Origin of the sequence: Chitinophaga sancti, assembly GCF_034424315.1 — a bacterium.
GTDB lineage: Bacteria > Bacteroidota > Bacteroidia > Chitinophagales > Chitinophagaceae > Chitinophaga > Chitinophaga sancti.
This window is the reverse complement of record NZ_CP139972.1, coordinates 6,030,770-6,047,288: the sequence shown is the minus strand read 5'-3', so window position 1 is coordinate 6,047,288 and position 16,519 is coordinate 6,030,770. Positions and strand designations below refer to the sequence as shown.

General features: G+C 46.6%; 14 protein-coding genes. 10 read left to right on the top strand and 4 right to left on the bottom strand.

Annotated features, from left to right (window positions below; translation table 11 throughout):
* Positions 1-6: 6 nt before the first annotated feature.
* Positions 7-1,206, bottom strand: coding sequence for a thiolase family protein (locus U0033_RS23710; RefSeq protein WP_072364056.1), 1,200 nt, complete (start codon positions 1,204-1,206; stop codon positions 7-9).
* Between the two features lie 132 nt (positions 1,207-1,338).
* Between U0033_RS23710 and rlmN the strand changes: the two genes are divergently transcribed.
* Genes rlmN through U0033_RS23695 form a run of 3 tightly spaced genes read left to right on the top strand, consistent with a single transcriptional unit; the run spans position 1,339 to position 4,932 of the window.
* Complete coding sequence (rlmN, locus tag U0033_RS23705; protein WP_072364057.1) at positions 1,339-2,382, top strand: 23S rRNA (adenine(2503)-C(2))-methyltransferase RlmN; 1,044 nt, start codon at positions 1,339-1,341, stop codon at positions 2,380-2,382.
* 30 nt (positions 2,383-2,412) lie between these two features.
* On the top strand, positions 2,413-4,182 hold the full coding sequence (locus U0033_RS23700; protein ID WP_322518438.1) for a pseudouridine synthase: 1,770 nt from the start codon (positions 2,413-2,415) through the stop codon (positions 4,180-4,182).
* Positions 4,183-4,185: 3 nt separating this feature from the next.
* The gene (locus tag U0033_RS23695; RefSeq protein WP_072364059.1) at positions 4,186-4,932 is read left to right on the top strand and encodes an RluA family pseudouridine synthase; all 747 of its coding nucleotides are present in this window, start codon (positions 4,186-4,188) and stop codon (positions 4,930-4,932) included.
* A 251-nt stretch (positions 4,933-5,183) separates the two neighbouring features.
* On the opposite strand, the gene U0033_RS23690 is transcribed toward U0033_RS23695, so the two are convergent.
* Together U0033_RS23690 and U0033_RS23685 are read right to left on the bottom strand one after the other, a co-directional pair.
* Positions 5,184-5,819 (bottom strand): peroxiredoxin, encoded by a 636-nt coding sequence (locus U0033_RS23690; protein ID WP_072364060.1) that lies wholly within the window; start codon positions 5,817-5,819, stop codon positions 5,184-5,186.
* 348 nt (positions 5,820-6,167) lie between these two features.
* Positions 6,168-6,755, bottom strand: a complete 588-nt coding sequence (locus U0033_RS23685; RefSeq protein WP_143150862.1) for a hypothetical protein — start codon at positions 6,753-6,755, stop codon at positions 6,168-6,170.
* A 105-nt stretch (positions 6,756-6,860) separates the two neighbouring features.
* On the opposite strand from U0033_RS23685, the gene U0033_RS23680 reads away from it, so the two are divergent.
* Positions 6,861-7,862, top strand: a complete 1,002-nt coding sequence (locus tag U0033_RS23680) for a helix-turn-helix transcriptional regulator (RefSeq protein ID WP_083571743.1) — start codon at positions 6,861-6,863, stop codon at positions 7,860-7,862.
* 9 nt (positions 7,863-7,871) lie between these two features.
* Entirely contained in the window at positions 7,872-9,512 is a 1,641-nt protein-coding gene (gene ade, locus U0033_RS23675) for an adenine deaminase (protein WP_072364063.1), read from the top strand.
* 22 nt (positions 9,513-9,534) lie between these two features.
* On the opposite strand, the gene U0033_RS23670 is transcribed toward ade, so the two are convergent.
* Positions 9,535-10,599: an anhydro-N-acetylmuramic acid kinase gene (locus tag U0033_RS23670; RefSeq protein WP_072364064.1), complete on the bottom strand. Its 1,065-nt coding sequence runs from the start codon at positions 10,597-10,599 to the stop codon at positions 9,535-9,537.
* A gap of 99 nt (positions 10,600-10,698) precedes the next feature.
* Between U0033_RS23670 and U0033_RS23665 the strand changes: the two genes are divergently transcribed.
* The 5 genes from U0033_RS23665 (at position 10,699) to U0033_RS23645 (ending at position 16,382) form a co-directional block, all read left to right on the top strand.
* The gene (locus U0033_RS23665; protein ID WP_072364065.1) at positions 10,699-12,552 is read left to right on the top strand and encodes a vWA domain-containing protein; all 1,854 of its coding nucleotides are present in this window, start codon (positions 10,699-10,701) and stop codon (positions 12,550-12,552) included.
* Between the two features lie 145 nt (positions 12,553-12,697).
* Positions 12,698-13,351: a uracil phosphoribosyltransferase gene (upp, locus tag U0033_RS23660; protein WP_072364066.1), complete on the top strand. Its 654-nt coding sequence runs from the start codon at positions 12,698-12,700 to the stop codon at positions 13,349-13,351.
* A gap of 310 nt (positions 13,352-13,661) precedes the next feature.
* Positions 13,662-14,681 (top strand): PorP/SprF family type IX secretion system membrane protein, encoded by a 1,020-nt coding sequence (locus U0033_RS23655; protein WP_072364067.1) that lies wholly within the window; start codon positions 13,662-13,664, stop codon positions 14,679-14,681.
* 218 nt (positions 14,682-14,899) lie between these two features.
* Entirely contained in the window at positions 14,900-15,679 is a 780-nt protein-coding gene (locus U0033_RS23650; RefSeq protein WP_072364068.1) for an EI24 domain-containing protein, read from the top strand.
* Positions 15,663-16,382, top strand: a complete 720-nt coding sequence (locus tag U0033_RS23645; protein WP_072364069.1) for an SAM-dependent methyltransferase — start codon at positions 15,663-15,665, stop codon at positions 16,380-16,382. The genes U0033_RS23650 and U0033_RS23645 overlap by 17 nt, the downstream gene beginning before the upstream one ends.
* Positions 16,383-16,519 lie beyond the last annotated feature (137 nt).

Genomic DNA, 16,519 nt, shown 5'->3' with positions numbered 1-16,519 from the left:
GAGATGCTATATATTTTCAAAGATCATCGCTGCACCCTGCCCTACTCCCACACACATGGTGGTGAGGCCATACTTTACACCTCCCAGGCGTTTCATTTCATGCCCCAGGGTGCCTACGATCCGTGCCCCGGTACATCCCAATGGATGACCCATGGCAATGGATCCGCCATTTACATTGATCTTAGCCGGATCCAGGCCTAAGTCCCGGATACAAGCCAGTGCCTGTACAGCAAAGGCTTCATTCAATTCTACCAGGTCCAGCTGATCTACACTGATTCCGGCTCTCTTCAGTGCTTTTTGGGTAGCCGGCACCGGGCCTATGCCCATGATGGCCGGGTCTACACCCGCTACAGCCATAGATTTCACCTGCATCAGCGGTGTCAGGTTATATTGTTTCAATGCCTTTTCGGATACGACCAATACCAGGGCGGCACCATCGTTGATACCGGCACTGTTACCCGCCGTTACACTTCCCTCTTTTGCAAAGGCAGGACGCAGACCCGCCAGTTTTTCCAGCGAAGTCTCCCGGGGATGTTCGTCATTACTAATCACTACCTGTTCCTGTTTATTAGGGGTAATAGGTATTGGAATAATTTCCCTGGGCCAGATGCCGGCATCAAGGGCCGCTTTATATTTTAACTGGCTGGCAAGGGCAAATTCATCCTGGGCTTCGCGGGAGATCTGCCAGCGGGTAGCGATATTTTCTGCTGTTTCGCCCATGGAATAGGGGTAATACATGTCTGCCAACTTCCTGTTGGTAAAGCGCCAGCCTATGGTGGAGTCTACTATTTCGGCTTTACGGCTGTAAGCAGCATCGGGTTTGGGCATAATGAGGGGAGCACGGGTCATGCTTTCTACCCCGCCGGCCAGGTACACATCTCCTTCCCCACACATAATTGCCCTGGCAGCGTCCATTACGGCCTGCATACCGGAGGCACAGAGCCTGTTTACGGTATTCCCGGATACAGATACCGGCAGTCCTGCCAGTAAAGCCGCCATCCTGGCCACATCCCTGTTATCTTCACCCGCCTGGTTGGTAGCCCCGGCTATCACATCTTCAATGCTGGCGGGGTCCAGGGTGGGATTTCTTTCCATCATTGATCGGATAAGGATGGCCAGCATATCGTCAGGCCTGATAGTGCTTAGCACCCCGCCGTAGCGGCCAATTGGGGTACGCACTGCGTCTACTATATAAGCAGCTTGCATTGCTTGGAGGATTGCTTTGGTTAATAAAAGGTTGTAAATGTAGGGGGATTTTTGCAGGATAAAAATTTACGTACCTTTGTAGATTAATACCGACTGCCGTAAGGCAGACATTATTCAAATAAAGGGTCAGGAATGAAATTGGGTAAAACGAATATCCGGCAGCTGAGCTTGTCGGAGTTACAGGAATACTTCGGGTCTATAGGGGAAAAGCCCTTCCGGGCCAAGCAGGTGTATGAATGGCTGTGGCTCAGGCATGCAACCAGTTTTGACGGAATGACCAACCTCTCCAGGGAGCTGCGCGCCAAACTGGAAGAACACTTCACTTTACCGGCCGTACAGGTGGACACCACCCAACATAGCAATGACGGCACCATCAAAAATCGCTTCAAATTACATGACGGTCACCTCGTAGAAGGAGTACTAATACCTACTGATACCAGGCAAACTGCCTGCGTATCTTCCCAGGTAGGCTGCAGCCTGAGCTGTAAATTTTGTGCTACCGGGTACATGGATCGTAAACGTAACCTCGAGTTCGATGAGATCTTCGATGAGGTAGCCCTGTTGAACGAGCAGGCAATGGGGGCATATGGCAAGAAACTGAGCAATATCGTATTTATGGGTATGGGTGAACCCCTGCTGAACTATAAAAACGTATTGGCCAGTATTGAGCGCATTACCAGCCCCGATGGTTTGGGTATGTCTCCAAAGAGAATTACCGTATCAACCGCGGGTGTAGCCAAAATGATCCGCCAGCTGGGTGACGACAAGGTGAAATTCAACCTCGCCCTGTCTTTGCATGCTGCGAACGATGAAAAACGCAGCCAGATCATGCCTATCAATGAGACCAATAACCTCAAAGTATTGATAGAGGCACTTAATTATTTCTACAAACAAACACAGAACCAGATCTCATTTGAATATATACTGTTCAAAGACTTCAACGACTCCTTAAAGGATGCCGATGAGCTGATCCGCGTCTACAGACAGGTGCCAGCCGATCTGGTCAACATTATTGAATACAATCCTATCTCCAATGCCCGCTTCCAGAAACCGGAAGAAGAAGTGGCAGATGCTTTTATGGAATACCTGGGTAAACACCGGGTCAACGCCCGTCTCCGCCGCAGCCGTGGTAAAGATATAGATGCGGCTTGTGGTCAGCTGGCAAATAAAGGCTGATCTCCTCTTTTCAAATTTTAATACTAACAGATGAAGAAAAATAAACCTGCTAAAAAAGGATTCGCTCCTTTTAAGGAAAATAAATCAAGGGCAAAGAGTGATGATTCCCGCCCGGCGAAACGTAGTGCAGCTGGTGGACGTCCACCGCGCAAGGATAATGATGGTGAAGGATTCCGTGGCCGTAAGAGTGATGGGGAAGGTTTCCGCCCTCGTAAAACGGATGGTGAAGGTGGTCGTAAGAGTGATGGAGAGGGTTTCCGCCCCCGTAAAACGGATGGTGAAGGATTCCGTGGTCGCAAGAGCGATGGAGAAGGTTTCCGCCCCCGTAAAACGGATGGTGAAGGATTCCGTGGTCGCAAGAGCGATGGAGAAGGTTTCCGCCCCCGTAAAACGGATGGTGAAGGATTCCGTGGTCGCAAGAGTGATGGAGAAGGTTTCCGCCCCCGTAAAACGGATGGTGAAGGATTCCGTGGTCGTAAGAGTGACGGAGAAGGTTTCCGCCCCCGTAAAGATGATGGTGAAGGATTCCGTGGTCGTAAGAGTGATGGAGAAGGTTTCCGCCCCCGTAAAGATGATGGTGAAGGATTCCGTGGTCGTAAGAGTGATGATGGAGAAGGTTTCCGTCCTCGTAAAAGCGATGACAGCGAAGGCCCACGCCCACGCAAAACATTACGTCGCCTTACCGGCAAAGACGATAATGGTGATCCACTGCCAGCATTCAAAAAGAAAGAACATACAGATGGCGAGGATGAACACCGCCGTTCCAGGATAAAACCAAAGCTGAAGACTGCAAATGGCAGAACGCCATTCAAACCTAAGCCAGGTTCCAGCCGTCCAAAGCCAGGTTCTGACCGCGAAGACAGCGCCTTCCATGGTACTGAGCGTGGTGGCAAAAGAGGCAATGATGACCGTGATACTCCAAGTGGCTTTAACCGCAAGAAATATTTCGACAACACCAACGATCGCTTTGCTGCTAAACAGGATCGTAAAACTGCTGCCAGAAAAGCACGCAATAGCGACGCAGGCGGTTCATTCAGCAGAAGAAACGACAGCGACAGAAATGACAATGGGGTTGCTATCGAAGGCGAAATGCCACTGAATAAGTACATCGCCCATTGTGGCCTGTGCTCCCGTCGTAAAGCGGTAGACTATGTAAAAGAAGGTAAGATCACTGTAAATGGAGAAGTGATCACCGAACCTGCTTTCAAAGTAACCAAGAGAGACGAAGTCAGCATCCTTGGTAAAAAGATGCATATCCAGAAAAACCTGGTATACATCCTCCTGAACAAACCAAAAGGTTACATTACTACCACTGACGACCCTGAGGGCCGTAAGACCGTGATGGAACTGATCCAGGATGCGACCGAAGAAGAAAGAGTATATCCTGTAGGGCGCCTGGACCGCAATACATCCGGCCTGCTGCTGCTGACCAATGATGGTGAACTGGCACAGAAACTCTCCCACCCTAAGCACAGCATCCGCAAGATCTATCACGTAGGTCTGAACAAACCTCTGACCAAAGCACATTTTGAAGCGATCCTCGCTGGTGTGGAACTGGAAGACGGTATTGCCAATGTGGATGTGCTGGGTTATGTGGATAATGCAGATAAAACACAGATTGGTATTGAGATCCATAGCGGTAAGAACCGTATCGTTCGCCGTATTTTCGAACACCTGGAGTATGAGGTGGAGAAACTCGATCGCGTAACCTATGCAGGACTGACCAAGAAGAATATCAACAGGGGCAGCTGGCGCTACCTGACAGAGAAAGAAATCATCCTGCTTAAGCATTTCAAATAAACTATGCGCATTAACGACCTGATTATAAAAGAAACGCCGGACTATGTGATCGTGAACAAACCGGCAGGCGTGCTCACCATTCCGGACAGGCACGACAACCAGCTTTCCTCTGTACAGGGCCTGCTGAAGAAACACTTTGGCAACATCTTTACTGTACACAGACTGGATAAGGATACCAGTGGCGTGATCCTCTTTGCTAAAAACGAAGTGGCCCACAAGTATTACTCCCAGGCATTTGAAGGCAGAAACGTACAGAAGTTCTACCTGGGCCTGGTAAACGGTCAGCTGGTACCTGCTACCGGCACCATCCAGGAAGCTATTGCAGAGCACCCGATTACAAAAGGCAAGATGGTAACTGCAAAAAAAGGGAAAGCTTCACACACCGATTATGAAGTACTGGATGCATTTGGCCTCTACAGCCTGGTAAAATTCCAGATTCATACCGGTCGCACTCACCAGATCAGGGTACACATGAAGCATGTGGGCCACCCGATTGCAGTGGATGAGATGTATGGCACCGCGACCCCGGTTCTGCTGTCTGCTATCAAGAAAGGTTATAAACTGGGTAAGCACGATGTAGAAGAACGCCCCTTGCTGAGCCGCCTCGCATTGCATTCTTTCCAGCTGCATTTTACTGATCAGCAGGGAGAAGCACAGGTAGCCGAAGCACCGCTGGCTAAGGATATCCAGGCGGTGGTAACACAGCTGCGTAAAAACAGCAGTGGATATATACCGAAGTTGGTATTATAAGTTGTAAATATTCTGACTCTTAAATAATGAGGCTGCTCTGTACAAGGGCAGCCTTTTTCTTTGAAAACAGCTTGTCATTCCTGTTGGTAATACCGCCTTGCATGAATATCTTATTGGGTTGAAGGCATAAAAAAAACGGGGAGAAATCCCCGTTTCGTAAAAATCAAAAACCAACCATTAAAAATTCTTATCAATAAAAACCTGACCCACAAAGTGGGCAGGTTTTAAAAGTTTCTTATGCAAATATCGCCTTATTTATTTGGTTGAGGTGTTGTTCTCAGATAAGGCTTGATAATTTTGTGGCCTTTAGGGAAACGTGCAGGAATATCCTCCGTTTTCACAGCAGGCGTTATGATTACATCTTCACCATCCTGCCAGTTTGCCGGGGTCGCTACCTGGTAGTTAGCCGTCAGCTGCAGGGAGTCAATTACACGCAGTACTTCATGGAAGTTTCTTCCTGTAGAAGCAGGGTAAGTGATGATGAGTTTTACTTTCTTGTCCGGGCCGATGATGAACAGAGACCTGACAGTGAAAGTTTCAGATGCATTTGGGTGGATCATATCGTACAGGTCGGACACTTTTCTGTCTTCATCTGCGATGATAGGGAATTCCACTTTGGTGTTCTGTGTTTCGTTAATATCATTGATCCAGCCGAGGTGTTTATCTACCGGGTCAACGCTGAGTGCAAGCACTTTTACATTACGCTTGGCGAATTCATCTTTCAATGCTGCAGTTCTACCTAATTCGGTAGTACATACCGGGGTATAATCAGCAGGGTGAGAGAATAATACTCCCCAGCTATCACCCAGGAACTCATAAAAATCTATATCTCCGATCGACGTTTTTGCCTGGAAGTTTGGTGCGATATCTCCGAGTCTTAAGCTCATATTATTTTCTTTTTACTGGTTACGTTACCAAAAATAGTTATTTCCTACAATTATTATAGACTTTGCTGTTAAATTTTTGAAAATAAAGAGATGCGGTACTTTTTAGGGGATTTTCTGCAGGTTGTAACATACAAAAATCCCTGCCTGAGAAACAGGCAGGGCTGAGGTCATAACAAACAACTGAGAACAAAGGTATTAGGGATAACACACTTGAACGTTTGCAACAAAAATCATAGGGGTCGGGATGCGGGTTTTTCAAGGGTAGTACAAGAATATGTTTACATCATCACGCTTAAGGGAATAGGTTAAATGGTTTTTTTCAGTTTTTATATCACTCTTTACATAGGCTTACATCGTTCTTTCTTTCCATGCATAATAGGCAAGGGTAAATTTCAGGTCATCCACCAGGTCAGCTTTCTGACGGGCGCCATCCTCGTCGAAATCCAGTTCCAGATAGCCCAGATACAGTTCATAGTTCATATAGAGCATGTCCATGCACTGTCCTATCTTCTTTTCATACCGGGTATTCTTAACGGGGATGGCCGGGGTCACCTGCTCAATATAGAAGCATTCGCCGTCAGTATATTCTATCCACGATCCCTGCTTACCAAAGCCGGGATGGCTTAAGAGAAAGTTCATATTGTCAAACAGTACGGCACTGCCCAGTTCTGCCTCCAGATCGATGATTTCCGGTATCTGCTGCATATCTTCCAGCTTCTTCACGATCGTCATCTGTACGGCATCATTCCTGTCCTGCACATAGCGCAGCATTGTATTCAGCACCTCGTAAGTGGTCACAAAGTCGCAACGGGTCCAGTTATCATCCTGCTGCAGACTACCCCATAAAGTGATATAGTTGGAGTCATCCAGGACGATTTGTCCTACTGATATTGCGGAGTATGTATTGAATGAAGACGTTGTTTTTAACTGTTTCATATACATCTTGTGTTATTGACAATACAAAAGTAGTGTCACTACGCGCAGAGGATTTGCGTACCGATAAAATCAATTTCATTAATTTTAGCACCTAAATAATTTTGCATGCCGAAGAATAAGGATGCTGTTTCTCGTTATCGCTGGATTGATGAGCGGTTGCGAAATAAACGTCTGAAAAAACCCACTCTCGATGACCTTATAGAGTTTGTCTCCCGAAAAATGGACAAAAGTATTTCCGTACGTACCATTCAAAAGGATATACAGGATATGCGCCATGACCCTGAACTGAACTACAATGCCCCTATTGTATACGACAGGGCAAGTGGTACATATTCATATGAAGATGAGACCTACTCTATCAACAACATTCCCATCGAGGAAGCAGACCTGGAAGGCCTGGAGATCGCCATTGGTATATTGGAGCAGTTTCGCAGCCTGCCTGTGATTGAGCAGTTTGAAGATGCGATCTTAAAAATAGCTGCCAGTCTGAAACAAAACCGTGAAGTGCTGGAGCACAAAGGCCTGATCCGCTTTTCGCGTGCCACACAATATAAAGGAGCATCGCATATTCCGTCGATTGTAGATGCGATCAAGAACCTGGATGTGATCAGGATCTCGTACCAGAGCTTTGACCGCAATGAGCCGAAAGAGCACTGGGTAGAGCCTTATCATGTAAGAGAATATCAATCCCGTTTTTACCTGGTAGGTAAAAGCCAGAAGGCAAAAGGTGGTACACTGCTGACATTTGCGCTGGATCGTATACTGGATCTGTGGCCGACTGACAAGAAATTTGATGCGAAGAATTTTGATGATGCCAGTTATTTCCAGCATGCCATCGGGGTAACCGTACCACAGGGAGAACCTGAGAAAGTAGTCCTTTCTTTCACCCCTCACCAGGGCAAGTATATCAAGACACAGGCCATCCATCCTTCACAACAGGTAGAATCAGATACGGCAGAAGAATGTCGTATCTCTATCAATGTAGTGATCAATCATGAACTGACCATGCTACTGCTGAGCTATGGCGCAAATGTAAAGGTGATACAGCCTGCACCACTGGCGGAGAAAATAGCAGCAGGAGCAAAGGCAATGTTAGAACGTTATTAAATTAAAAACATGGCACAGCATTTCCAGATATCTGGCAATATCATAGACATTCCTGCACAACGCATTTATCCTGGTACGATACAGGTGACTGATGGAAAGATCAGCCATATCAGTGAAGACCAGGGTACGTATCAGCAGTATATTTTACCGGGCTTTGTAGATGCACACGTGCATGTGGAAAGCGCGATGCTCACGCCTTCGGAATTCGCAAGACTGGCAGTAGTGCATGGCACAATAGCGACAGTATCTGATCCGCATGAAATTGCGAATGTATGTGGTGTGGCAGGTGTGAAATACATGCTGGATAATGGAAAGACAGTGCCTTTCAAATTCTGTTTTGGCGCACCCTCCTGCGTGCCTGCTACCATTTTTGAAACAGCGGGAGCAACAGTCACCGTGAACGATGTGGAAGCATTGCTCGCATTGCCTGAAGTATTATATCTCACTGAGATGATGAACTTCCCGGGGGTGCTGCATAATGATCCGGATGTGATGGCAAAGATCGCTGCTGCCCAAAAATTGAATAAGCCTGTAGATGGCCATGCACCGGGGCTGAGAGGCGATGCAGCAAAACAATATATCGATGCGGGTATTAGTACCGATCATGAATGTTTTACTGCGGAAGAAGCCCTGGATAAACTGCGATATGGTATGAAGATCCTGATCAGGGAAGGGAGTGCTGCGAGGAATTTTGAAGCACTGGTCGGCCTGCTGCATGAGCATTCAGATAACATGATGTTTTGTAGTGATGATAAGCATCCGGACAATCTCGTGGAAGGGCATATCAATGTGCTGGTGCGGAGAGCACTGGCGCATGGTGTGGCGCTGTTCAAAGTACTGCGTGCGGCATGTATTAACCCGGTAGAACATTACAAGATCCCGGCGGGATTATTAAGAGTGGGTGATGCAGCAGATTTTATTGTTACGAATGATATCCAGCAATTCAATATCCAGGCGACTTATGTGAATGGAGAACTGGTAGCAGCAAATGGGAAGACGCTGATAACAGCGCCGGTGGCGCCGGTGATCAACAATTTTGATTGTAAGCCGGTATCAGCCGATGATTTACGTATCGTGGCCAAGGGTAGCGCCGCTACAGTAAAAGTAATTGAAGCATTGGATGGTCAGCTGATCACAAATACTTTGCTGGAAGAGTTGCCGGTAGTAGATGGTGCATTGTATAGTAACGTGGAGAAAGATGTGTTGAAGCTGGTAGTAGTGAACAGGTATCATCCTGCACCGGTAGCGTTGGCGTTTATTAAGCGGTTTGGTTTTAAACGTGGGGCCATTGCGTCTTCTGTGGCGCATGATAGTCATAATATCATTGCGGTGGGTGTGGATGATGAGAGTATTGTAAAGGCGATTAATGCGGTAATTGCTTCGCAGGGTGGAGTGAGTGTGGTGGATAATGATACTGTGAACGTGTTGCCATTGCCGGTGGCTGGGCTGATGAGTAACCTGGATGGGTATGCGGTAGCGGAGCAGTATAGCCGGTTGGATAAGGCGGCGAAGGCATTGGGGAGTGAGTTAGGCGCGCCGTTTATGACCCTGTCATTTATGGCTTTGCTGGTGATACCGCATTTGAAATTGAGTGATAAGGGCTTGTTTGATGGAGATGGATTTGCATTTACGGATGTTATCACTAAGTGATAACATCCGTAAATGTATTTTTCTAGTTACACCAGAGTGCACCACCTACACTATCACGATCAGCACCGGTTACGGAAGCAAATGCGTTTGTTTCCTGTCTCCAGCGCAAAGCGCCTAGTAATGCAATCATCAACGCTGTGCGGAAAGTGAGCGTTTGTTCGTCCGGCTGTGTTACTTTCAGCCCGGCTTCTTTGATGGTTTCCACCAGGAAGCTGTTATGTGCACCGCCACCAGTCAGCAGCACCTCTCCTCCTTCTCCTCCGATCAGGTTCACCGCATTAGCTATCTGCGCAGCAATATGTTTTGTATAAGTATTCAGCTTGCTCTGTGTAGACAGGTGATGCCCCTGCATCATTGGCAATACAGCGGTCGTACCAAATTTATTCGCCAGTGTTTTTGGATAAGGCTGCGCATAATACGCTAATCCATTCAGCGCATCCAGCAGTTGCGGGTCAGTTACCCCACCAGCAGCCAGGCTTCCATTTTCATCATATGCACGGCCCAGGGTCTCCGCCAGGGCATCCAGCACATAATTGCAGGGACATACATCAAAAGCTACCAGCTCCTCATCTTTCCGGGCAGAGATCGTTGCATTTTCACCCAGGTTCACCCTGTAAGCTGCATTTGGGAACAGGAGTTGCTCTGCTACCGGGAACAAAGGAGCTCCTTTACCACCCAGGGCAACATCCATTGCACGCAGATCACTGATCACGGAAAGACCTGTTACTGCGGTGATAGCTGCACCATCGCCCAGCTGTGCCGTCATCTTCTGGGAAGGCATATGGAATACCGTATGACCATGCGTGGTGATAAAATGTACCAGGTGATCAAAACCATGGGTCGCAATAAAATCCTTTACTGCATTCCCTATATAATGTCCATATTCACTATGTAGCAGAAAATAATCTCTGGCTGGCAGGTTCGCTGCATTTGACAGTTTCTCTTTCCAGTCTTCTGTATATGCTTTACGCTCAGCGGCTTTGATCTCGTACGTCCACTTGCCTCTTACCTCCGTCAAAGCTACAAACACCAGGTCCAGCCCATCCAGTGAGCTACCTGAAGTGACTCCTATTACATTGTATACCATGCCCTAAAATTTGTGCAAATCTATACGATATTTTTTTCCCGGGGGATTATGGAATCATTACAATGACCAGCATCATGTAGCAGATTAAACTTTTTGACTATGCTAAAGTACCTATTCCTGTTACTGGCAGGGCTTTTTACCATCCATACGCAGGCCCAGCATATACTGACCGGAATTGTAACCGACACCGGTTCACACAAGGCTATTACCGGGGTGACTGTCCAGGTAAAAGGTACTTCCATAGGAACCATCACTGATACTTCAGGTAAATATGAGATTAAGATACCACTGGAAAATGTGACACTGGTATTCAGCAGCATAGGTTATACAGCAAAAGAGATCCCCTATTCTAAGAAAATAGCCGCACTTAACAGGTTGGCACCACTGAATGTGGAGTTGCTGATTAGTCAGCACAACCTGGAGGAGGTAGTGGTCAGTGGTTATGGTACCAGGGTCCAAAGATGTTATACCAGCAGCTGCCTAACAACTGTCAGCGGGAAGAACATAGAGGAGGAATATGACCCTATTGCCGGTAATCGTTTCATAAATACGGAATCTCAGCCCCTCAGCACGTTTGCTGCAGACGTAGACAGGGCTTCCTACTCCAACGTACGCCGTTTTCTCAATAGCGGCTCCCTTCCTCCTGCCGATGCTGTAAGACTGGAAGAATTGATCAATTACTTCGACTATCAATACAAGCCTCCTACCGGCAATGATCCGGTAGCCATCTATACAGACATGATCAAATGCCCCTGGGAACCGGATCATCAGCTGGTAAGGATTGGTGTAAAAGCCATGGAAATTTCTAATGAGAAACTACCTCCTGCCAACCTGGTATTTCTCATCGATGTATCCGGTTCGATGAGTGATGACAACAAGCTGCCATTGGTGATCCGGTCACTGAAAGCGCTGACACAGCAACTCCGCCCTATTGACCATGTAGCCATTGCCGTATATGCGGGTGCTGCCGGTATCGTTTTGCCTTCTACCCCTGGTAGTGAAAAGATCGCTATCATGGATGCCCTGGACAAACTGGAAGCGGGTGGATCTACGGCAGGTGGTGCAGGCATACAACTGGCCTATAACACGGCGGCTGCCAACTTCATCGAAGATGGTAATAACCGCGTTATTCTCGCTACAGACGGGGATTTTAATGTAGGCATTTCCAGCCAGAGCGAGCTTGAAAAACTTATTTCAGAAAAGAAAGAAAAAGGCATTTTCCTCTCTGTACTGGGCTTTGGCATGGGCAACCTGAAAGACAATAAACTGGAAACGCTGGCGGATAAGGGAAATGGGAACTATGCTTATATCGATACCTACGAAGAAGCCCTCCGTACGTTGGTAACAACGTTTGGCGGTACTCTTTTTACCGTAGCCAAAGATGTGAAACTACAGGTAGCGTTTAACCCTCATTTTGTAGGCGCTTACCGCCTGATCGGCTACGAAGACAGGTTGCTGCAAACAGAGGACTTTAACGATGATAAAAAAGATGGTGGCGAAATCGGTGCAGGTCATACTGTGACTGCCTTGTACGAGATCGCTCCTCCGGAAGATGAGCACCTGCCTTATTCCCTGAAAATGGACCAGTCAGACAGGATGATGACTTACTGGAATGAAGATGCGCTGACGGTGGACCTACGGTACAAGAAGCCGAAATCCAACAGCAGCAGGGTATTTTCACAAAGAATGCGCTGGAATGTATTGCACATGAACAGGGTGCCGGACGACTTTAAAATGGCTACTGCAGTCGCAGCCTTCGGGATGTTGCTGAGGAACTCGGCATTTAAGGGGAAAGCCAGCTACGAGCAGGTTTTATCTCTTGCAGAAAGTGCCAAAGGAATAGATAAAGAAGGCTACCGGGCAGAATTCATTCAACTGGTCAAAAAAGCGAAGTTACTGAACAGTGGTACACCTGCCTATTCCAACGTCATGGCGGATACTGACGATAATTAGCCGGCCTTTCATCCCATTGTTAACCAAAGTATTGCTAAGTGGGGGACTTTTTTTTAAGCCCGAAAGTGCGCCTATACTTACCGGGGCCGGTGTTTTTCCATCGGCCCCCACTTTTTTGGATTAAAAAAAGTGGTAATTTGCAGCCATGATAGTAAATCTGAGTAGTACCAATTCACTAGTAGGAGAATGGCTGAGTGAGATCAGGAGCATGGAAATTCAAACCGACAGAATGCGTTTCAGAAGGAACCTGGAACGGGTGGGTGAAGTTGCTGCCTTCGAGATCAGCAAAACATTGGAATACGAGGAGAAGGAAGTGCAGACTCCTTTGGGGATTGCCAATTGCCGGGTACTGAAACAACAACCTGTACTGGCGACCATCCTGAGAGCAGGTTTGGCTATGCACCAGGGTTTGGTTCATTATTTTGACAAGGCAGATCATGCTTTTATATCTGCTTACCGTAAGCATAATCATGATGGTTCGTTCGATATCAACCTGGAGTATGTATCCAGTCCGGTAATCGAAGACCAGGTAGTGATCATATCAGATCCTATGCTGGCTACAGGTGCATCGCTGGTAAAGACCATTGAACACCTGCAAAGCATTGGCAAGCCCAAACATATTCACCTGGTAGTAGCTATCGCCTGCACAGTAGGGATCGAATATGTACAACGATATGCTGATAATAACCTGACCATCTGGGCCGGAGACATTGATGACGAGCTTACCGCAAAGGGATACATTGTACCTGGTTTGGGTGATGCGGGTGACCTTGCCTTTGGAAATAAACTACAAAATTAAGATCTTACTAAAAATAGTAGCAGAAGAGTGACCGGATCTGCCTCAAACAGGTCCGGTAAGCATTGATTCAAACGGCTCCAGGAAAGGATTCCGGACAATTTATACCGGGCGTGCAGCAATACAGCCAAAATAAGTAAAACCCAGTTGACCGCTAGTTTTTGTAAGGGAAAAATAAAGTGACTAAACCAATAATTCTGAACGACTTAGAGGTTTCTCAGTGTTAAGATTATATAATTTTAATTTGAGATATGACGAGCTTTGTGTACCTTCACACGTAGGCACGAGAAACCCTATACATAAGTATTGCTCTATGAAAAAAGTGTTGCTGTTTTTAACGATCACCCTTTATCTGATGAACCCCGCCAGGGCGCAGGATCCCCATTTTTCGCAGTTTTTCGCTTCTCCAATGACGCTGAACCCTGCTATGACTGGTCTGTTCTCCGGCGACTACAGAATATCCGGTAACTACCGTGAACAATGGCGAAGCATATCTACCCCTTTCACTACAGGAACTGCGGCAATCGACTTTGGCATTCTCAAAAATGTCATTTCCTATACTGATATCTGGGGCGTAGGTCTGATGGCTATGTATGACAGGACTGGTGGTGGTGCACTTACCTCTACCTATCTGAGCTTTAGTACGGCTTACCACAAAGGTTTGGATCCGGAAGGAAACCATACCCTTGCTGTAGGTGTACAGGCTACATATGTATCGAAACGCCTGGATCAAAGTAAACTGGTGTTCGAAAATCAGATAGACAACAATGGTTATAACCCGGCTATCCCCAGCGGTGAAACCATTTCAAATCCGAACGTTTCTTATCTGGATCCTAACATTGGGATCCTGTATAACGGTCTGGTCGGTGAATCTTCCAACATTTACGCAGGTGTCTCCTTATACCATATCACACAGCCAACTGAAACGTTCATGCAACAGAACAACAACAGGCTGACAGCACGCGTAACTGCACATGGAGGTGGTTCCTTCCCGGTAAATGGTACAAACCGCATTCACGTATCTGCCCTGTATATGAAACAGAGCACTGCCAGCGAGTTTACTTTTGGTGGCGCTTATGGCTTTGACCTGAGCGGTGGTATGGACGACAATCCAACCGTATTCTACCTGGGTAGCTGGTACCGCCTGAAAGATGCGATCAATCCTTATGTAGGCCTGGAAATAGGTGGTTTCACCGTAGGGCTGACTTACGATATGAACGTATCTTCTCTGAAACCGGCTTCTAACTACCGTGGTGGTATGGAGCTGTCTGTGATCTATATTCACAGAAGGAATGATGGTAACAAGTATAAGACCATGTGTCCAAGATTCTAAGTCTGACATAAATCAAAATAAAAGAGACCTGCCTGGTAAAAACGGGCAGGTTTTTTATTTTAATGCAGGGCGGGGTTTGGTAGCTTAACGGAGGGGTGTATTTTTTTTAAAGAGATTTCCCGCTCAGCTTAATTTTTTCGGGATTTTACCGTGATTTTTAGTTATTTACAATCCGATCAATGCGAATAATGCTATAACTAATTCAAAAACAGTAGAATTTGTTTTCATTCAGAGAAGTACTGGCGGCCGTACAGGCTTATGGGAAAGCACATCAGTTTATAATGCAGCACAAGTTATGGAAATGGATCCTGATACCAGGTATCATGTACTGCATACTCTTCATGACGGGGATTTATTTTGTTTGGGGATATTCGGGGGATTTTGTTGAATATCTTTTTAACCTGCTTCCGGTGAAAGTCTGGATACAGGATCTCGAAAGTAGCTGGATCAGTTTCTTCTTTATCCTGTTGGGGCTCTCCATCCGTTTCATGATCTTACTACTCTGTTTTTCTTACTACAAATACCTCTTCCTGGTGTTGGGCTCCCCCCTGTTTTCGTATCTCTCGGAAAAGACGGAAGCGATTATGGAGAGAAAGGATTATCCTTTCAGCTGGCAACAGTTTATGAAGGATATGGGAAGAGGCATTGTGATGTCGATTCGCAATAGTCTGAACCAGACATTGTGTGTGATTGTCCTGATCATACTTTCTTTTATCCCCATTGTAGGATGGATCACTCCCCTGTTTGCCTTCTTTATTGAAGCCTATTTTTACGGTTTCTCTATGGTAGACTATAGTTGTGAAAGGTACAGACTCAATACAAAACAAAGTATTCAATTTATACGCGCACACAGAGGTATTGCCCTGGGCAATGGTATGGTGTTTTATATATTGATGTTTATTCCTGTGTTAGGCTGGATCATGGCTCCTTCTTACGCAGTGATTGCTGCTACTATTCATTTATCTGATAAACGCCTGTTACATGGAGCAAGTTGGTAAAGTATACCTGATTCCCACTGTGCTGAGTCCTGAAGGGCTGCACACGATTCCGCCTTACGTGACGGCGGCTGCACAAAAGATCAGCGTATTCTTTGTGGAAAATGAACGTACCGCCAGAAGGTACCTGAAGGCACTGGACAGAAGTATTAATATCGATAGTCTGCAAATCCTGCTTATGCAGGGAGGTGGGGCTACCGGAGTATCTGATACAGAACTGGCAAAGAAATTCTTGCTGGAAGGAAAGGACATAGGTGTTATGAGCGAGGCGGGCTGTCCTGCTATTGCAGATCCCGGACACCGGATTGTACTGGCGGCACATAGCGTAGATGCGCCCATCATTCCGATGGTAGGCCCCAATTCAATGCTGATGGCATTGATCGCATCAGGGATGAACGGACAGAACTTCCAGTTTGTAGGCTATCTGCCGGTGAAACCGGGAGAACGTATCAAAGCGATTAAGGAGCTGGAACTGGAATCGATAAAGAAACACCAGACGGAGATGTTTATAGAGACTCCTTACCGCAATAACCACTTATTGAGAGATTTGCTGGCTAGCTGTAAGGACACTACGCTGGTGTGTGTGGCCGCAGATATTACTGCGCCGGAAGAGTATATTAAAACAAAGACAGTAAAAGAATGGAAAAAGCAGGAGCTGCCGGAACTACATAAGCGGCCCGCGATATTCCTGCTATTAGCACAATAAAAACATTCATGAAAGCGGGAATTCACCAAGGGGCATGAAAACCATTTTCAAAGAAAAAGAGGCAGTGTCAAAAGTAATTTGAAGGTATTGAGAATTTCATCAACAAAAATTCTCTCCATCATGTACCCGTATTAAAT